13 protein-coding genes and 1 pseudogene are annotated in these 18,766 nt (G+C 64.4%); 6 read left to right on the top strand and 8 right to left on the bottom strand.

Features of this window, described 5'->3' with window-relative positions; all coding sequences use genetic code 11:
* The coding region (locus ACWEJ6_RS47750; RefSeq protein WP_452432005.1) for a hypothetical protein at positions 1-562 on the bottom strand (562 nt) is incomplete at its 3' end.
* A gap of 189 nt (positions 563-751) precedes the next feature.
* Here ACWEJ6_RS47750 and ACWEJ6_RS47745 point away from each other — a divergent pair.
* Entirely contained in the window at positions 752-961 is a 210-nt protein-coding gene (locus ACWEJ6_RS47745; RefSeq protein WP_452432004.1) for a hypothetical protein, read from the top strand.
* A gap of 350 nt (positions 962-1,311) precedes the next feature.
* On the opposite strand, the gene ACWEJ6_RS47740 is transcribed toward ACWEJ6_RS47745, so the two are convergent.
* A complete protein-coding gene (locus ACWEJ6_RS47740) occupies positions 1,312-1,641 on the bottom strand; it encodes a hypothetical protein (protein WP_452432003.1) in 330 nt (109 codons plus the stop codon).
* 80 nt (positions 1,642-1,721) lie between these two features.
* A complete protein-coding gene (locus ACWEJ6_RS47735) occupies positions 1,722-2,195 on the bottom strand; it encodes an NUDIX hydrolase (RefSeq protein ID WP_452432002.1) in 474 nt (157 codons plus the stop codon).
* A gap of 700 nt (positions 2,196-2,895) precedes the next feature.
* Between ACWEJ6_RS47735 and ACWEJ6_RS47730 the strand changes: the two are divergent.
* Positions 2,896-3,676 (top strand): annotated as a pseudogene (locus ACWEJ6_RS47730) (transposase family protein).
* Positions 3,677-3,941: 265 nt separating this feature from the next.
* Here the strand turns inward: ACWEJ6_RS47730 and ACWEJ6_RS47725 are convergent.
* Complete coding sequence (locus tag ACWEJ6_RS47725; protein WP_452432001.1) at positions 3,942-4,448, bottom strand: hypothetical protein; 507 nt, start codon at positions 4,446-4,448, stop codon at positions 3,942-3,944.
* 205 nt (positions 4,449-4,653) lie between these two features.
* Between ACWEJ6_RS47725 and ACWEJ6_RS47720 the strand changes: the two genes are divergently transcribed.
* Complete coding sequence (locus ACWEJ6_RS47720; RefSeq protein WP_452432000.1) at positions 4,654-4,848, top strand: hypothetical protein; 195 nt, start codon at positions 4,654-4,656, stop codon at positions 4,846-4,848.
* A gap of 113 nt (positions 4,849-4,961) precedes the next feature.
* Here the strand turns inward: ACWEJ6_RS47720 and ACWEJ6_RS47715 are convergent.
* Positions 4,962-6,427 (bottom strand): IS3 family transposase gene (locus tag ACWEJ6_RS47715; protein WP_452431999.1). Its coding sequence is split into 2 segments (ribosomal slippage): positions 4,962-6,040 and positions 6,040-6,427, totalling 1,467 coding nucleotides; the frame shifts between segments, so codons are not numbered across the junction.
* A 359-nt stretch (positions 6,428-6,786) separates the two neighbouring features.
* On the opposite strand from ACWEJ6_RS47715, the gene ACWEJ6_RS47710 reads away from it, so the two are divergent.
* From ACWEJ6_RS47710 to ACWEJ6_RS47700, 3 genes are all read left to right on the top strand, one after another.
* Complete coding sequence (locus ACWEJ6_RS47710; protein ID WP_452431997.1) at positions 6,787-7,518, top strand: hypothetical protein; 732 nt, start codon at positions 6,787-6,789, stop codon at positions 7,516-7,518.
* A 980-nt stretch (positions 7,519-8,498) separates the two neighbouring features.
* The gene (locus tag ACWEJ6_RS47705; RefSeq protein ID WP_452431996.1) at positions 8,499-8,837 is read left to right on the top strand and encodes an SdpI family protein; all 339 of its coding nucleotides are present in this window, start codon (positions 8,499-8,501) and stop codon (positions 8,835-8,837) included.
* Positions 8,838-9,449: 612 nt separating this feature from the next.
* The gene (locus ACWEJ6_RS47700) at positions 9,450-9,782 is read left to right on the top strand and encodes a hypothetical protein (RefSeq protein WP_452431995.1); all 333 of its coding nucleotides are present in this window, start codon (positions 9,450-9,452) and stop codon (positions 9,780-9,782) included.
* A gap of 911 nt (positions 9,783-10,693) precedes the next feature.
* On the opposite strand, the gene ACWEJ6_RS47695 is transcribed toward ACWEJ6_RS47700, so the two are convergent.
* The 3 genes from ACWEJ6_RS47695 to ACWEJ6_RS47685 form a co-directional block, all read right to left on the bottom strand.
* Complete coding sequence (locus tag ACWEJ6_RS47695; protein WP_452431994.1) at positions 10,694-10,975, bottom strand: hypothetical protein; 282 nt, start codon at positions 10,973-10,975, stop codon at positions 10,694-10,696.
* The gene (locus ACWEJ6_RS47690; protein ID WP_452431992.1) at positions 10,975-13,617 is read right to left on the bottom strand and encodes an SUMF1/EgtB/PvdO family nonheme iron enzyme; all 2,643 of its coding nucleotides are present in this window, start codon (positions 13,615-13,617) and stop codon (positions 10,975-10,977) included. The genes ACWEJ6_RS47695 and ACWEJ6_RS47690 overlap by 1 nt, the downstream gene beginning before the upstream one ends.
* A 3,172-nt stretch (positions 13,618-16,789) precedes the next feature.
* On the bottom strand, positions 16,790-17,335 hold the full coding sequence (locus ACWEJ6_RS47685; RefSeq protein WP_452431990.1) for a hypothetical protein: 546 nt from the start codon (positions 17,333-17,335) through the stop codon (positions 16,790-16,792).
* Between the last annotated feature and the right edge of the window lie 1,431 nt (positions 17,336-18,766).

Below are 18,766 nucleotides of genomic sequence, written 5' to 3'. Positions count from 1 at the left end.
GCGCGTCGACCACCTCGCGGGCATGGTTGGCCTCGGCTGGCAGATCGAACGGCGTGGCGACGGCGGTCAGGACCGGAACGCCGACCTGGAGGATGCCGACGGCCTTCATCCGGTCGCTGCCGCGCGAGTTCGCCGCTTTGGCCCGCAGACACTCGCGAACCACGAGGCCGGGCCAGGTGCGCGTGGCCCGCGGAACGACTCCATCAGCGACCATGGCGAGCGGATACAGGCGGCGGACACGGTCACCAGCCGCCGGGACAGTGCTCATCTGTTCATGGCTGGTCGCGGGGACATCCCACACCAGGATTCGCCACTCCGTCGCGTTATCGTCTTCGAACAAGAAGTACTCGACCACTTCAGGCGCGGTGGCGACCAGGTGATCCAGATAGGCTTCGAACACCGCCCGTCCGAAATCGTGCGGCGTTCCTGGGGCGTCGTCTTCTACGCCACGTCCCGCTACCTGGCTGTCCGCATCCCCGTAATCCGAGACACATGACCACGATCGGTCCTGATCTTTCCGCGTCTGGATCACGAACACATACTGACTACCCATCGCGCTCATCCCTCAAGCCTGATTGATCACCTCGGGATGCGCCATCGGAGGGACGGCCTGCTCATCACAAACGAGGAACACCCACATAAGGTCACAATGACCGAGAGGAGGCAACCCGACTGCTGCCGTGTCGGTCCAAGAGAAGACGATCAGAGGGCCAGCGTGATTGCCCCGGGGAAGCCGGAGGACACCCCCTCCATGTTCTTCATCATCTGCCTCCTTCCGGCGACTGCCCCGCCGCGGAGCCTGCATGACGCCGCCGAGTGGCAGGCGGTTGGCCACGTCCAGCCGTACCTCGCCGTAGCGCAGGACGTGCTGCCCGAACAGCGGGGCAATACACCCTATTTCGCGGGTGTGAGCCCCTCAGCCCACTTCGGCTCGGTCAGGACATCCTGCAGCATGAAGTAATGCACTTTTCCTTGCGCAAGGCATCACGGATGTCGGGATACCGAGATTTCGCGGTGGCGGCGCGGCGACCGTGCTCGTCGAGCTCGGCGAGCATCTGTTCCGCGCCAGCGAGACTAACCCAAGTCCTTCGACCACCCCCAGCCCGTTCTCCCGCTCGGCCTCGGCGAACCGAACGAGGACGTTGTCGCGGCGCTCCACGAGCACTGACGCAGGCCTGGATCCGGTCTCATGAGACCCCTAGCGGGGAGAAGCTCAGGGCGACTGTGTTCGCGAACGCAGTCGCCACCAAAGGCGTGGCCGCAGTCGCGCAGGGCGACGCGCCGGCGCTCGAAGCCGCCCAGGAACTCCTCCTACTCCAGTTGGAGTGCGATATTCGTCACTGGGTCCGGCCGCGCGCCTCTCGAAGAAGCTCCTCCAGGCGAGGGGAACACCTCCTCATCGGTGATGAACTCCCGCTCGTCAGGGCCAAGCGCGTTGCCCTCGCGCAGTGGAAGGATCAGCTTGAGCTTGCCCACGTCGAACACGTCGGCGATCTGGAGCAGGTCCGGCAGGCCGTGCGGCATCGAACGCGGAACGACCGCGAACTGGAGGACCGGCAGCCCGAAGCGGATCACCGTCCTGACGCCGGCGAAAGCATCGTCGTAGTCGCCGCGGACGCGGGCGAAGATCGCACAGTCCATCGAAGCCGATGTTGACGAACGCGACCTGCTCAGCCAGGTGAGAATGGTCAGCTGTGGCTGTGTACTGAACTACCCGGCTCTTAACCGATGTGTGGACTGGCCGCTCGTAGGTAGTGGCTGACGCGCATGCGCATTGACTGGTCCATTGGGTATCGGTCGATCTCCTCCCGCGCTACCCATCGGGCCTCGCGGGACTCTGAGCTCGGAGTCGGTTCGCCTCCGATTGGGCGTGCCGTGAGCACGATGGAGAACTCTTGTCGCGCCTCCCCGTCGCTGGTGTAGAGGATGACGTGCTTGGGGTCGCTATATGTGCCGACGATTCCGGTGATCTCGCACGTGATGCCTGTCTCTTCGAAAGTCTCACGTATGGCCGCGGTGGGGATGGACTCGCCGAGGTCGATGGCACCACCGGGAAGGGCCCAGTTGTCGTTGTCGCTGCGGCGGATCAGGAGAAGGGCGCCAGCCTCGTTGGCGACTGCCACGTTGACCGAGGGGACGAGGCTGGTCGGCGAGGGTGCGTCTGGGTCGTCGTAGTAATCGATGCGGCGGCTCACGTCTCGGGAGAGTACCCCCCTGGCCGCCAAGGCGTCGCTCTTCGCCGGGGTCGGCTTCCCGGGTGGCTGCCGCAGCTGCCGCGGTTCGGCACGGTGTAGAGCGAGCCTTCGTCGCGTAGTCAGCCGAATCCGGCTTGCGGATGGTGTCGTCGGCTACACCGAGCTCCAGACGAAGCGAGCTTACGAGACGAGGATGCTTGGTCGGTACTCGCCGGTGCCGATGCGTCCACCGGAGGACTTCGGCGACCTACCGCCAGCGGGACGACCCGGCTCCCACCAGGAGCCCAAGCGTGAAATCAGAGCTTCAAGAATGCCTCTTCTTCCTATTATCGCAGTTCAGGAGTAGTGGCTGATGAAGATGGACCCGATGGCCGGCGATGAGGCCGGACCCTCCGGCCGCTGGGCCGGACCGGTGTATGCGCCACTAGTCCTGCTCAGGAGAGCCGGGCAGCGAGGACGACAAGGGGGCAAGGATCGCCACACACCCACAGAGATCTATGACCGCCCCTGGATATCACTAGGTTGGTTCGTCCCCGGGAATCGCACCCGGATACCCGCGGAACGGAGCATGACAGTGAGGCTTTTCCAACTGATCGCGCTGGTCAGCAGGGGCGGCGCCGGGACGGGTTGGCATGAGAAGAGGCTCCCGGTAAGACAGCAGTCGACCAAGATCCGATGCCTGCACCGGAGAGCCTCGTCGCTGTCTTACCCTGCCGCGATTTCGCTGTCCAATCACACCCTGATCCGCCTGGCCGCGCTGCTCCGCGCCCAGCGGGCCAAGCGCCGCAGCCGATGGCGGCGCCTGGACGCATCCCGGCAAGCCCTGCTCGTACTCGCCCACCCGCGCAACGGAGACACCTACGCACGTCTGGCCGCTGGCTTCGCTCATCGGCACCAGCACCGCCTGACGCTACGTCCGCGAAGCCGTGGACCTCGTGGCCGTTCTGGTCGACGACGTGCACGCCGCCGTCTCACGCGCCGGCCGGCTGGCCTACACCATCGTGGACGGCACCTTGATCCCGATCGACAGGCTGGCCGACGAACGGCCTTACAACTCCGGTAAACACCGACGCCACGGCGTGAACGTGCGGGTCCTGGCCGATCCGGCCGGCCGGCTGGTCTGGGTCTCACCCGCGCTGCCCGGAGCCACACATGATCTGACCACGGCGCGCGCGACCGGCCTGATCGACGCGCTGACCGCCGCGGGGGTGAAGACCTTCACCGACAAGGGCTATCAAGGCGCGGGCGGCGGCATCCGCACGCCGTTCAAAGGCCATCGGACGCGGCCGCCGCTGTTACGCCATCAGCGCTCGGTCAATCGCGCACACGCCCGCATCCGCGCCCGCGGAGAACGCGCCGCTGCCACCTCGAAGACCTGGAAGGTCCTGACCCGGCTGCGCTGCTGCCCGCACCGCGTCACCACGATCGTGCGGGCCATCCTCGTTCTGCAGCTCATCGAGGAAGGCCGCTACTCAGGATGAAAAATGCTCAGTGTGTCATCCGTCGCTCCTCACGAGCACGAGACGTCGCTGGAGTCGAGTATGTCGGGGACCGAAACAATGCAAGGTCCAGCGACACGATCGTGAGTACGACATGACGTTTGTCTCACGGATCTCGGGTCCCCGCAGCCCGCTGCGTGCGGGTTCGGACCCGCCTGTCGTCCTCTTCCGCCGATGAGTGTGCGCCATATGACGCGGTGATGACGTCGGAAGGGCGGAGCGAGGCAACCGCACAGTCCTGGGCTAATCAGTAGCCGGGTTCGCCCCCAGCAGCCAGCCGGGCCGCAGCCTCGGTAGGAGTGTCGTCGTAGCCCGGCCGGGCGATGAGCGCCGATTGGAAGAAGTGCCCCTGCGTCTCATCTGGGTCGTCATCGGCTGCGAACGGTCGCCACAGCGCGAGGTATACCGCTCGCGCGGTGAACCCGTCATCGTCTTCGTTCGGCATGAGGTCGATGTGGCTTCGGAGTCGCTCCACGACCTCCAACGCGGGCAATCGAAATATGTCGACGTCGCGGTATCGCACCACGTCACGATCGTGCGGACGCCACACCTCGATCGCATTGACCCGATCCCGCGTCGGCCCCGCCCCGAAGCCCACGCTGACCCCAAGCCCACTCGTCAGATGCACGGCCAGCTCGCCGTAGGCGGTCGGCCGCAGCGGACCTAACGTTTCGAGCGCCGCTCGTGCCTCGTCCGGCGTCATCCCGAGCCGCAGCGGACCGATCCCGTGCGGCGGGTCGAGCACTAACTCCATCCGCTGATCATTGCAGGCTCATCCTGGAGAGAAACCCAACAGTTGCAATCAGCGGGTCGTTGTCACGGCGCACGCTTCTGCCGCTGTTCGAGCGCGCGCATGGCGGCGCTTGACCAAAGCGAACAAGATCGGGTCATGGCGGGATCGGGTAGGTGTGCCTCCGCCGTCAGGCGCTAGATTCGGATCGAGATTCTGAGGAGAATCAGTGGCCCAGCGCGTCAACGTCGACGGGCCGGGAGACGATCCGGACGAGTACCGGTTCGAGTGCGAGGACTGCGAGGGCACGGGGACCGTAGATGTCCCAGACGGACTCGATGAGTCCACCAGCGCCAGGGCCGAGTTTCCTAGCTGTGGAGGCCTGGGCTTCTACGAGGGCGACGCTGACGACGTCGACGCCTGAGGGCCAGCTTGGCGGGTACTGTACGAGCACGGAAAGGCGTTGCGCCGCGCTACTCCAATGCGCTCAGACGAGGGGTGAGTAGCGGCGGTAGCCGTCAAACCGTTTGAGACGATTCAGGCGACTTGTTCTGTATCGGAGCCAGTTTCCTCCTTGGCAGGTTCGTTGATCCAGACGGCCTTAGGCAGGCTTGGCGGGGCGGGCTTGCGGCGGAACCGGCCGGGGTTGGCGGCGTAGGCGGCCTGGAGCGTCCGGGCGCGCTCGGCCCGGACCTGGCCGGCGGTGCCCAAATGGACCGAGGCCGGGGTGTGCAGCCCGATGCCGGAGTGCCGGTGCTCGTGGTTGTAGTAGGCGAAGAACTCGGTGCAGAAGGCGCGGGCGTGGGCCATGGAACCGAAGCGTTCGGGGAAGGCCGGGCAGTACTTCAGTGTCCGGAACTGCGCCTCGGAGTAGGGGTTGTCGTTGGATACCCGGGGCCGGCTGTGGCTTTGGGAGATGTTCAAGTCCGCCAGCAGCGCCGCGACCGGCTTGGAGGTCATCGAGGTGCCGCGGTCGGCGTGCACACGCGTGGGCGCCTGGCCGCCGTTGGCGCTGATGGCCGCGGCGATGAACTGCTCGGCCAATTCGGCGTTCTCCCGGGCATGGACCTCCCAGTGCACGACGTAGCGCGAGTAGATGTCGATCATGACGTAGAGGTCGTAGTAGACACCCTTGACCGCCCCCTTCAGCGTGGTGATGTCCCACGTGAAGACCTCCGACGGGGCGCGGGCGACCAGTTCAGGCCGTACCCGCGCCTGGTGCGTGGCCTGGCGCCGGCGTTCGCGCACCTCGCCGCACTCACGTAGCAGCCGATACATGGTGGAGATCGAGCACAGGTAGACGCCTTCGTCCAGCAGCGTGGCCCACACCTGCGCGGGCGCCTTGTCGACGAACCGGGCCGAACGTAAGACGGCCAGCACCCGCGCCCGCTCCTCCTCGCTCAACGCCGCCGGATGCGGAGCCGGCGCCGGGCGCGGGTCGAGCACCACCGGAGCGGGATGGCGATGCCGGTGCGGGGTCGCCCGCGACTTGCCTGACAGGGCACACGCCGCCGTCAGGCCGAGCACGGGCTCCAGCGCGGCGAACGCCTCGTCGATCACTTCCTGGGCGGCGCGTCGCTGTCCGCGCTCTCGGAGAGCAGTTCCAAGAGCGCGTGCGCTTTTCCCATGATCGCCAGCGCGGCCTTGGTCTTGGCCAGTTCCCGCTCGGCCTTCTCCGCCCGCGCCCGCAGCCGCTCGTTCTCCTTTTCCGCCTCGCTCTTGCGCAGTCTCGGGCCGGACGGCTTGGCCGCCAGCGCGGGCAACGCCCCCGCATCGCGGGCCTTGCGCCACTCGATGATGTGCGAGTGATACAGGCCCTCGCGGCGCAGCAGCGCGCCCTTGGCACCCGGTTCGGTCGCCGCGTCGTAGGCCTCGACCATCGCCAGCGTGTACTCCGGCGTGAACGAGCGCCGCTTCGGCCGATCCGATCGAGGTCTGTCACCCTTGCCCACCTCACCATCATCGGTGAGATCCCCACGAAGGTCGGCCACGGTCAAAGTCACTGTCTGAAAGATCCTCTTCTCGCCCTGATTTAGTCACAGAAGACTACTTCGTCCCCAGGTCTCACGAGAGTCTGACAGAGAGGGCGGAGCCATACTCTTAGCAAGACTTGAGCTGTCCTGACAAACACAAAGGCTCGCCCTCAGGATGTCCCTGGTTGCGGGGCCTTTCTGCTGTGCGCGGCCGACAGGAGTCGAGCCTGTAACCATCTGATTCGTAGGCAAGGGCGACGACTTCGTCAGCGGGATCTCGCCCTGCTCAGATGGTCGTCGCGGATCGGTGGAGGTAATCCCGGAAGGCGGTGTTGCTGTATCGACTGCTGTACGCCCTCTCCGTGCACGCAACGAGCCATACTGCAAACGTGGCGTTCAATAATGTGACGGAGTCTCCGTCAGATCCACTTGCGTTGATCCGGCAGATCGATTGGGCTTCGCTCGAACACGCTGGGGGTACGGCCGAGGACACCCCTGCCGCGCTGGCAGACCTCCTTCTTGGCGCTCCAGAGGCCCAGACCGAAGCCGTCCGTCACCTCAACGGCCGGGTACACCACCAAAATACTCTCTACTCCGCGACAGGCCCCGCAGCCTTATGCGTCGCCGCGTTCCTTAGCGATCCGCGGACCGACACCTTGGTGCTAAGTCGCGAGGATGGCCAGTGGTATCCCTTACGTCAGGAGCTACTGGACTGGCTGGGATCTATAAGCGACGAAGTCAGCAACGACGTCGAAGCGGTGTTGGTGCGCTTGGGCCGCCTACCGGAGAAAGACCCGGAATTCACAGAAATCCAGGCTCTTCGCCCCACGATATTCCCCGCCGTGTCCGCGTTCTTCGAAGACCCCAACCTTCCCGTACGGGAAGCGGCTCTCGCCACAGCCGTCCCACTCTTGGACGCCCCCGAACTCGCCCACCATCAAGCCAGCCTCGCACCAATCGTGCGCAGCGTTCTGGCTACCAGCTCAGACCGGTCCTACCGGGCCATCGCGGTAGATGGCCTCCGCGCATGGGGCGAAGAAACCGCCTCGCTAGTCGAGCAGGAAGATTTGGAATGCACGCCCTGGACAGCAGAGGGCTGCAGCGATGACCCGCCCTTTTGAGCTGCGGTAGTGCCCACATCGACCAGTGACGCTGGCCGGCCACACCATCCGGTGATCCAGGGTGAGGAACGAACCCTGGCTCGTCGATCGCCCCCCGACCACGTACGACGACCGACCATGCACTGGCGATCGTGGGGCTGCATCTGTGCGGTGGTGTGCTGTGCCGATGCCCGCCACCACCCTCGCCCCGCACTAGTCGACAACGGTGACTTCTCGCTTGTGGAGCCGAGAAGATTCGAACTCCTGACATCTTGCTTGCCAACGGGAGCCGGTTACGATGCAGGATGCTGGCCCAGGTCACACGGCATATGGAGACCGGTAGCGTCCGATCGCGTAAGGCAACGTTGCTGTACTTCGCTGCTGTACAGCACTCCAGCCCATGCCCGCGAGGCGGCCCGTATTGGTTGCGTGTCCGCCAACCATGTAAACGGCAGGGATGCTGTCAGTTGGCGAATCCGTGGCGTCTTAGGTGGTCGATCGCGCCGGGATGAGTTCGCGTCCATTGAGCCTTTTTCATCCTCCTTGCTCGGCTCTCCAGAGCAGGAGTGATGGCGCGTCTACCCGTCCAGCTCAGCTGCCGGAGGCCTGAGCCTTGTCGCAGGCCACAGGGTCCATCTTCGCCAGCCACCGCTCCTGACCTGCGACAATAGGATGAAAAGGCTCATTGTGTGCAGACCGCCCAACGTACCGAGGTGCCGTCCTTTTTTCGAGTAGCACATCGTGGCTACCGAATCCCCCGCATGCCCCCGCTTCCCCGTGCTGCCCCATCCGTGTCGTTGGGGAACCCACGGTGATGTGTGCTGCCTTGTTGCTCTACATGCGTCGTCCGCAAGACACCGGTTCGCACCTGCCGGAATTTGTCGACCAACTTGTCCGCGTCGTCGACCGCGCGGGGAGGGGTCGCCCTCCCTGAGAACGGCATACCATGGCAACGCTGCCGTCCGTGATGCTGAGCCGGTCATCGAAGAGGAGAAGCAATTATGAAGCCTGAGCAGGTCATCGTGTCAGCGGTACTGATGGCGGCATCGATCGCAGCGCTGGCCCTCGGGATTCTCGGCCGCCTGGGACGCCTCAAAAGAAATGGCCTTTTCGGCGTACGTACCCGGCGTTCCATGTCCAGTGATGAGGCATGGCGGTACGTACACTTACGTTTCGCGCCGTTCGTATGGGCGGTCGCATTTTGTTGGGCGATAGCGGCGATCATTCCATTCCTGGTGAACAGCCCAACAGGCATGGGACCGCCCGTTCTTATCGGCATCGTGCTGGGGCTTACCAGTTTGGTAGCTGGGGCGATCTGGGCGCACCGAGGGCTCGGATAACGACGTCACCGCCGACGGCGTCGTTAGCAGTTCATTGAGCCTTTTTCAACCTTCTCACCCAGCTCTCCTGAGCAGGACTGATCTCGCGTCGCCCGGCCGGGCTCAGCTGCCGGTTGCCCGGGCCTCGTCGCAGGCCACAGGGCTCATCGCCATCATCTATCGCCCCTGACCTGCGGTAATAGGATGAAAAGAGCTCAGTCTCCAGTCACTCCGTCTTGTCATCCTGATCATCAGGAACAAGTGGCCATGCCCCATGGGTGAAGAGCCGAGGATGCTGACGGGATCTCAGCGAATTGCTGATAGGTAGTCATGCTCGAAGCGGGTGAGCACAAGCGCTACGCGGGCGACGCTGTCCCCGTTCAGTGACGCCGACTGCGTCCTGGCCACATTCGTCTATCCGCCAGGGGCTTGCCCACGGGAAGTCATGGCCGGCCTGCTGGGCACCAACCCGGTCACCATCCGTCTCGAACAGCAGCGCTACTGATAGCGCGGCCCTACTTCGGGACCGAGAAACACCGACTCGTTGGTAATCCGCGCGTCTAGGCTGAATCGATCTCTGCCTGACGTAGGCTGGCTCCGCTCGGTGAGCCAACGCCGTTATCGAGGAATGCCATGGATCTTGCTTTGCTCCAAGCTCGCGCATTGGTTATCAAGCAGTTATACGACGAGTTGAACCAGAGCCAACGTAGTCGGACCTGGACTAACGAGGAGTTCATGCTCGGGTTCACCGGTGATGTAGGCGATCTCGCCAAGCTGGTGATGGCGGCAGAGGGAACTCGTGAGGATGTCGTCGACGGCCGTGCGGCGCTTGTACACGAGCTTGCCGACTGTTTGTGGTCAGTCCTGATCCTAGCTCACGCCTACGATGTCGACCTGGCGGCGGATTTCCTCAGCAATATGGATGAGTTGGAGTTGCGGATCAAGGCGAAGCTCGAAATCGGGTAGTAGACAGAGCCGCGCTGCCTGAGCGTGCGCGGCCCGAGTGGCAGGCGCGCGCTGCTCCGGTCCGGGCCAGGCAGGCGTCCTCGCCGCAGGTGACGTCGCGAATGTGGTGCGGGGCTTCGATAGTTCAGCGGCCACGGATCAGTGCGGCGAGCTGGGCCTGGGTGAAAGGCCCGGTGGCGGACTGGTGATCGCGTAGATCGTGACGAGCGTGGTCTTGCCGGTTCTGCGGTCGCTACGGCGGCGCATGACCTGGAGGGCCTGGGTGGCATGAGAAATGGCCGGGTCGGGCGGTGCGGATCTTCACGCGGCGGATCTCCTGGTGGCCGTGGCCTGGCTCGTCGGTGCGATCGTTGAGGAGGTGCTCGCGCCAGGGCGGGGCCTTGAGCTGGTGCGAAATCGTGGGTTGGGTGCCTTTGACGATGAACAGATGGTGGCCGCTGGCGGCGACGCGATGGTGGTGGGGCGTGTGCTGCTCGGTGGAGGTCAGCTTACGGCCTTGATCCCGGTGACATGGCGACGTTGCTGGGCGTCGCGCTGCACGATGACCATCCGTACCCGGCTGCCCCTCCGAGCCTGCCGGATGAGGCGCATGCCGCGATCATGGGCGCTACTCTTGATCTGCTGGACGCCTGGCGTATCCGAGGCTGGCCGGCTTGCGCGCACTTGGAGCGAATCCGGCTGGTCAAGCGGCACCGCTTCGCGAGCAAGGCAGCTCTGCCGCACGATCGGTCGGGCGCGCTGATGTACATGAGCGCCGCCCGTGCGGCCTCGGCCTACCGTAGGACCCGATCAAGAACCAGGGGTCCATGCCTGGGATCATCACGAGCGCACACCGCGCCCGGCGGCCACCTGCCAGCCGCCTACCTAACCTCTTAGGTCAGTACATCTAGGGGTCTGTCGCACCAGCCGGATCACTGATAGTAATCCTCTATATCGGGTGGGTCTAAGCGGATGACATAGCAGGCGCGTTCTGGTCCCTCCGGGGCCTTCAGGAACCGCACTCGTTCGCCGGTCCGGATGGTTCGAAACCCCTTGGTCACGATGTCGGCGTGCGTGAAGGAGTGGTGCGTGCCCGTGTCGGCGTCTCGAACGATGTAGGTGCCCTGGCGCCCGCCGTACCCGCTACCGTGCGGCATGCGGTCGACGATGTGGCCGAACCGCTGATCACAGCCTTCGAGTCGTTCACCGCTCATCAAAGCTCCTCGACGCAACGAAAACCGACCGCGTTGCTGCATCCTCGCCGCCGCGCCAGACCTTTGGAGGAGGTCTGCAGCGCCCCGTAGCGGTTGTCATAGGAGCCACCGCAGATGACCACCTCGTTCAGATGCTCCAGTACAGTGCCCGTGATTTCCCACACGTTGCCGGCCATCTCGCGGATCCCGAACGGGGAGACATTGCCGGGATGCGCGTCGACCGGGCCCGGCATGGCCTGGCGCAGCCTCCCGAGATCAAGTTCCTCCCGCCACGCTTCGTAGGTGATCAGCGTACGGCCGCTCCAGGAGTCGGCGCTGCTGACGAAGCTGAGATCGATCTCGTCCCCCCAAGGAAACAGCCGGCCGTCCGTCCCGCGGGCGGCAGCCTCCCACTCCAGGGAGGTGGGCAGGCGCTTGCCCTCGAAACGTGCGAAGGCGTAGGCGCTCCAGTAACTAACACAGACCGCTGGGTGGCCCTCGTACGCTGGGTCGGTGAAGTACTCCTGTACTCTCAGGCGCTCCTGCCACGGCTCGTGGGAGAACTCTTGGGGTCTTTCCGGGTGGTCCCATTGCCGTGACCCATATCGGCGGACCGCTTCTAGGAAGCGGTTGTAGCGGCTGACCGTGACAGGAAAACGATCGAAGCGGATAGAGCGCTCGACGCGCTTGAGCATCAAATGATGGCTCGGCCCGACCAGGTAGACACCAGCGGGCAGGACACAGTCTTTCGCCGGGGCTTCCTGGCGGTTCCTGCGGTGAAGGAACTCGCGGACCTGCTCAGTCAGACGCGGCTTCGTCCCGAGGGACGTCTCCCGATGAGCCTCGTCCCGCAGGAACTCCGCGGCTAGCAGCTCTTGGTAAGCACCGTGGGCGAAGGCGACCGTGGCGGGGCCCGCGAGTCGGAACAGATCCCGCAATCGCAAGGAGTCGTAGGTAAGCCGCCCGCCATCGAACAACTCGATGCCCAGATCATTGACGAGGTCGACGAATGTGAAAACCGTACGGCCGCGTAAGAACGCCCCTCCGAAGTACGCCGTGATCGACGGCAGAGCGGATGTCAGACCCGCCTCCTCAGCGACGCGGGAGATTTGCTGCCAGGCCAGCTCGGCCAAGTGCGGGAGAAGCCGGTCGCGGGAGACATCCAGTTCCTCAGCCAGCCGTACCTCCAGGGGCGAGCCGGCCCCGGCGACGCCGTGCAGGCGCAACGCCGAAAAGCGCGGCACGAGCAGCGGATTCACACCCTGCGCGTGAAGCTGTTGGACCAGCTTCTCCGACACCAGCGAAGTGCCGTCCAGCACCCCCCGCACCTGCGGGAAGTCCTCCAGGAAGGATGCACGAGAGGCGGTGACGACCGCCGACTCCGCCGACAAAACCTGGGCGATCTCGGTATACAGCTCCAGATATCCCGCCTGGGTCATCGACGGCACCGCCTCGTCGATGCCGTCCAGCGCGCAGAGCGCGGAGCCGGAACGGACGAAGTAACGAAACACCTCGAAAACGTACGCGCTCTCCACGGCCATGTACGGGGCGAGGGCGCGCGTGACAAAGTCCGAGAACGTCTCGTCCGGCCGCTTGAGGCTCATGTCGAAGTAGAACCGATACCGCCGCCGGCTCGCCGCGACCGAGCGGGCAACCAGCCGCTTGAGCAGCGTCGTCTTGCCGCCGCCTGCCCGGCCGACGATGAGCAGATTTCCGCCCGAGGCCGCCACCTCGTCCAGTAACTGGTCAACCGCATCCGTCCGGGAGACTCGCTGTTCGCCCGAACGCGCGTCGGTAGTAAGCAGATCACCGGAGAGGGTCAGCCGCGCCGTGTCCAGCAGTCGCGGGTAGGCGCCGACGATGTCCGACAGATGCCGGTCCAGATCGACGAACGCATCCAAGAACCGGTCATAGGGCAGCATCCGGTCCTGGCCGGCCAGCGGGCCCGGTACCTGGGGGACGCCGTTCTCCTCCAGGACTAGAAAGCGGGTGAGCTTCGGCAGCCGAGTTCGCAGCAGTTCGCCATCGGTGGCCTCGAGGACCCGGATCACCTCATCGACGTCTCCGCTCAGGAGAAACTCGGCGTACTCGCTGCGCAATCCTCGCTCACGAAGGAACAGCTGATAGACCGTATCGCGGGAGAGCTCGAACCGCTTGACCAGCTGGAAACCGAGCGCGACGTACAGCCCCGAGAGAAACTCAGCCTTGACCGCCACCTCGGGGGCGAGCGCGGGCCCCTCCCCGTTTAGAGCGCCGCTGTCTGTGCCGCTCAACCATGCCAGCACATGGAGCAGCTGATGGACAGCCGTGAGCGCCTCCTCCTCGGTGGCCTCATACCCGTCCTGGGAAGATCCGCTCAGCAGCCGCTGGATGTCGCGGAGAGAGTCCACGATGGTGCCGGCGCCGACGTACGGCTGGAGCTTCCCGATCAAGTCGCCCAGCGCCTCTTCGCCGAGGTCACCGGGTACGTCATGGTGCCGCCAGAGCTGCATCAGGATCCGCTCGATGATCTTCCCCACCACCGGAATGGCATTCTCGGGAAAACCATCGCCGAGTGGCCCGATCGGGCGCTCGAAGTCCAGGCCAAGATGCCGTGTGACCCTGCGGCGATCGTCCAGCTCATTCTTCAACTGGAACAGGCGGCCATCGAACTCAACGCTCACACCGTCACCCCTTCCTCCTAGAACGAGCGGACCGATCCAAGAATCCGACTTCGGAACCATGATGCTCGTGGCGGATATCAGGAAAATTCGGCCTTAATCTAGGCGTTGACAACGCTGGGCAGCGGCGGCATGTACCGGACGCGAACCCTCCGCCGATCACGCGCGAGGGTGGGCGACAAGGGGAAGGCATCGTAGGCGAGCCTGGCTTGGAGACCGCAGCGCTCCATCGCGGGGACGACACCTGCCGGATCGGACCGCCGTTCTCAGAAGAGCAGCAGCGCCGACCTGAACAATGAGCAATCGATCGGGACTGGAACCATGGCGAGGAGGATCCACCCACCCGGCCTAGAAAGGCGGGCGAGGCCGGTGAAGACCTGTGGTGAACCCGCAACGTGGCGCAGCGCCACCTTGAGGAGGATCGCATGGTAGCTGTCATGGGGCGGCCTGATCCGGCTCCGGCGAGGCCCCCGGCACCGGCAGGCAGCGGTAACACGCCTCGACGGGAAAACACTCCGACATCGCTGCTGAGGGATCAGCCCAGGGCGCGATCCCAATGCCCTTCCCCAGTCGCCTTGAGTGTGGACCAGTTCCACACTCGAGATCAATCATCAGACGGCCATCGCCGGTACTCAACCGGCTAAGGATGCCATCAGTCATCCAGTGGACAAACCCTGGACTGTGGGCGCGGTTCTCGTCGTACCTGTCCGCCAGGCGACCATAGTCAGCCCGCGTGACATTCCTTCGCACGAGGGGTTCCCTCCGTACCGAGGCATCAGTACAACACTCAGCATCCGACGGGCGGCAACGTCAGTCAAGGAACAGTCGGTTCCAGGCAAGGTTCCATCGATATCGAGGGCCATTCCTGATCTTTCAGCTGCTGAGCTCTTGCGATCAGTCCGCGGAGGACATCGGCGACCTGCAACCAGCGGGGCGGTCCGGCTCGAATTCGATCACGAGCCCCAAGAACTGAAAGGTGACGCTAAACCCGTCACTCGCTTATGGGATCAATCGCTACCCCTCGGCATCCAAGAGGCGGGAGAGACCCTTTCGCACGACTTCTACACTCGTGACATGGCGACCAAGAGTTGCTGAGATGATCTCAGTGCATAGTGGGCGGCGGGCATTTCTTGAACGCCGTCCGTGGCGTCCCTAACCTTTCGCGAGAATGACCGAAACAGGAAACAAGGCGAAGCCTCTCGTAGGGAGCTCGCTCTCACCACAAGAATCTCAGCCGGCCGGAAGGCTCCAGGTGATCGCTCATCGTGCCCCGCTCGACGTCTCCCGCGCACTCGTTCAGTGCGTCGCCAGCCTCCCGCACGACGAACGCCGACTGCGCAGCACCCCGCGAGGTAGCCGAGCCATGAGCCCGTTTCGGCACGCGGCCATGGTTGCTGCGCTAGTTCCACGGCGAGAACGACCTCCCCGAGCGGGGCCACAACCATCGCACCTCCCGACCCACCGCCTACCGCTCCATCCACGAAGGCATCGAGGTTCTGGCGGATCAAGCACCAGATCCGCACGAAGCCCTCGACTGTGCGCAAGCGAGGGACTGGCGTATGTGATCTGAAGCGGCACCCTGATCCCGACCGATCGCTGCGCCGAACAGGGCGTCAACGTCAAGGCGATGCCATCGACGCCTGGTATTCCGGCAAGGTCCACCAGCACTGGCAACCCCCAGGCACTGTCAGCACCCGGCGGGCCGTCGTTGTGGATCGCCGAGGTCGAACCCTGCTCCGTCCACGACCTGACCGCAGCCCGCGCAGACGCGCCGGGCGCGCCGTACACCGCTGCCGCGGCTGGCCTGCCCACCCTCGCCGACAGCGAATCACGACGGCGTCGGAGTCGGCATTCTCACGCCGATCAAGCAGCCGAACTGGGCGCTTCAGCGCGTTCAGGAAGCGCCGAAATGAGGCACCGCAGAAGGCCTTCCGCGGGGGCGCTCCGGCTTCCGAATGATCGCTGCGTGATGCGTAGAGCAGTAGGTGGTTGAGGTGGAAGCCCGATCATTCTCCCACCATCGATCAGGGACAAGCCGAGCAGACCAGGGCCACGGCGACAGGGATGAGGCAAATGGGGTACACGCGTCCAGCACGCCGGGACACGGACGTCCAACGGGCGTCCTGCGAGAAACCGCAGTGTGGTGGATGCGAACGCTCACGGTGATGGGGGACAGCTCCCTGTCGACGTCGGCAAGCAAGTCGGTGATCTCCGAGGTCAATTGGCCCATCCGACTCGATGTGAAGCCGGGATGTCCCCTCTTGAACGTGGACATCTTGGAGACTGGATCTCGAGGTCCAGGGGAAGAGACGTCCCTAATGGTGATGAAGAACTCCCCGCCCGAGTTCAAGCCGACGCGGTGGTGCTGGAGTTGCCGCGGCCGGTCGGGCGATCACGTCGATCGCGCGAGATCTGGGGGTCAGCCGCGAGACGCCGCGAGTGTGGCTATGAGCCGCGCAGCCTCGCGGTGAGAGCGCCCGAGGCGGGACTGGCGCGGCCGCGGTCGGGCGGTGTCGTCGGGGCACCCTCTGACGACGTGCTGGAAGAGGACTAGCGGTTCAAAGCGCGGATCCGGGAGCCAGAGCAAGAGCGGGACATCCCGCGCGAGGCGGCCGAGCTTTCGCGAACGCGCCCAGCTCCCTGGACTGCGAACGTATTGGGCCCCGGCTCCACCCGCGTGGCCCTCTCCACAAGAGCGAAATCGCCTGCCCCGGTCGATGTCTATCGCCGGCCTCCTGGCCGGCCGGCCCCAACATCTGGCCGAGCGCATGGGGCGCGCCAAGTGTCGCCTCGGACGACGGCTACTCCAATGCCGACGCCTCACGTGGACACCGCCTAACGCCGCACACACCCAGTCCCGATGGGCCTCCACCCCTCAGCGGTGCCACCGATAGATCGTAAGCGGTTGAAGAACAAGGCGAGACGACCGCATGCGCGCCAACAGGACCCGGCTGTGACACGTCAGCGTCATGAAGCCAACCCTCAGAGGCCATACACGACGCCTGCCACGCCCCTCATCATCTCCCCGAAGGCCCAGGCCCGTACTCCTGAGCACCGGGACAGGTGGAGCTCTGTTCCCTGGGGCGCCGCGAAATGCGACAATCTCTTCCATCCTCCCGAGCAGAATTTCTCATCCGCAATGGGCATGCCAGTTTCTCCACGAGTCGTGAAGTCATCACGGTGTTTGAGTAAGGAGGATAGGCCGGAGTTGCCGGGCGAACTCGATGACGTCTGCTTGGTGATCTCGGCCTGGTGCCCCCCGATACAGTGTGATGGAGAGCAGTTTGGTGCCTTGAGTTGCCCAGGCTGACACAAAGGCCCCCAACGGCTCGCCGTCCTTAGTTTTGATGGCTGCGCTAAATCCGGGGCCGACCCCGACCGGCAGGGCGACACCCTTGTCGATGACTCTTCGACGTTCGAGACCTTCCCGTGAAAAGGCTAGGTAAGGGTCGAGCGTGACCTCCAGCCACTTTGGTGATTCGGCGTTGGCCGATTCAGATACTACGCAGTACTGGAAGCGAGTTGAGGAATTCGTGCCGCTGGCGTAGAAGTGGGTCAAACCTGTTGCTCGTTTAATTGCTTGATCGGAGAGCAGGCCGCATTCGCGGGGTGATGCGGTGACTGCCCCTATGGGAGTCCTGTCCTGTACCAGGGGAGACGGCGAACAAGCGGTCATCCCGGCCATCCAGACGATCAGTAGTGCTGAAGTGCGTGCGCTCATTAGTCCGCCTGCGCCTCGGGTTAGTCAGAATCCTCAAAACGGGATCCCCTTAACGGATTTATCGATCTGCATGAACATGCCGCTGGCGGAGCCTTATCTCAGTCACTGAGCCCTCTTCGTCCTTTGCTGTTGGGCCCGGACCCCCGGCCGCTGAGCCGAGCCGGTAGATGCGCCAGCGGTTCTGCTGAGGGAGAGCCGGGTAGGGAGGTTGGCAAGGCTCACTGTTCTACGATCAGCGGTGATCGGCCTCGCCAATGAAGAATCGAGGCTGACCGACCTCCGAGCCATCGTAAAACACAGGAGCATGCTCTGGAGTCGCGTCGCCCGACATCAGCTGTACGAATGTGCTTAACCCGAGATTGAGGTAGTAGCGCTGTCGCCCGAGTTTGGTTCGCCAGATGTCCAGGCGCAACCAGGGAAATCCTCGCCAGGCAGCCTAATCTATGGACCGATGTCGGCTCCGATGCCCTGACCGCCGTGATCGCGGGCGACCAACAGCTTGTACACGTACAGCGCCAGTCCGCCTTGGGGTTGCCAGAAGTTCTGGTTAGGGCAATGGGTGAGGGTCACCGAGGCGATGACCTCGCCGCCCGACGTGAAGACCTCCGTCTCGCCCCGACATTTCGGTGGATCTTCTCGGCCGATTTCTTTCCGCTTGGGCGTCCACCGCTGGATGCCGTGCCTGGCGAGCCACTGAGTCTTCCATCCTATTTTCGCAGATCAGGAGTGGCGGCTGGCGAAGATGGACCCTGTGGCCTGCGGCCAGACCCAGACCTCCGGCAGCTGAACCGGGTCGGTAGATGCGCCATGAGTCCTGCTCACGAGAACTGGGCGGGGAGGATGAAAGGCTCACTGTTCCAACCCGGTACGCACGTCGATAACGCACGACATATCGGCCTCGCTCCGAGGCGCGCGGTCAGTTGGCCTCTTCATCCTATTGTCGCACGTCAGGAACGGTGGCTGGTGGCGATGAGCCCTGTGGCCTGCGACGAGACCCGGACCTTCGGCAGCTGAACCGGACCGGTGCATGCGCCATCAACCCTGCTCAGGCTAGCTGGGCGAGGAGGATGAAAGGGCTCATTGGTAGACGTACACCGAGCCGTTGCCCGGCCTGACCTGGTGAAGGATCAGAACGGGCTTGCCGGTGGCCGTCCGGGTGGCCCGGACGCTCTAAGCACTGCTGTGATGCCCCCGGACTCGCAGTTCTTCTACCTCGTTACGCCTGGCGATTCGAGGGGTGAAATCGACGCCGTCGGTATGATGGCGGCTACTAGATGTGGTGCGCCCCCCGGCTGATCAGAAAGTACCGGCACGTCACCGCGACGTTGACAGAGACTCTTTCGACATGGCGGATGACGGCCGGCCGGCTCTTGGCTTCGCGGTCGAGCGGCGGGTTGAGGCGGTCGGACTCGAGGGAGCGAGGGGCGACAG

It is taken from the genome of Nonomuraea sp. NPDC004702 (assembly GCF_053601695.1).
Note: the sequence above shows the minus strand (reverse complement) of the source record. Positions and strands in the feature narration are given on the sequence as shown.

Bases quoted from the DNA above. Each gene is read 5' to 3' on its own strand.
- ACWEJ6_RS47745 (WP_452432004.1), top strand. From the start codon at position 752: ATGTTCTTCATCATCTGCCTCCTTCCGGCGACTGCCCCGCCGCGGAGC.
- ACWEJ6_RS47740 (WP_452432003.1), bottom strand. From the start codon at position 1,641: ATGGACTGTGCGATCTTCGCCCGCGTCCGCGGCGACTACGACGATGCT.
- ACWEJ6_RS47725 (WP_452432001.1), bottom strand. From the start codon at position 4,448: ATGGAGTTAGTGCTCGACCCGCCGCACGGGATCGGTCCGCTGCGGCTC.
- ACWEJ6_RS47705 (WP_452431996.1), top strand. From the start codon at position 8,499: ATGAAGCCTGAGCAGGTCATCGTGTCAGCGGTACTGATGGCGGCATCG.
- ACWEJ6_RS47700 (WP_452431995.1), top strand. From the start codon at position 9,450: ATGGATCTTGCTTTGCTCCAAGCTCGCGCATTGGTTATCAAGCAGTTA.
- ACWEJ6_RS47695 (WP_452431994.1), bottom strand. From the start codon at position 10,975: ATGAGCGGTGAACGACTCGAAGGCTGTGATCAGCGGTTCGGCCACATC.
- ACWEJ6_RS47685 (WP_452431990.1), bottom strand. From the start codon at position 17,335: ATGAGCGCACGCACTTCAGCACTACTGATCGTCTGGATGGCCGGGATG.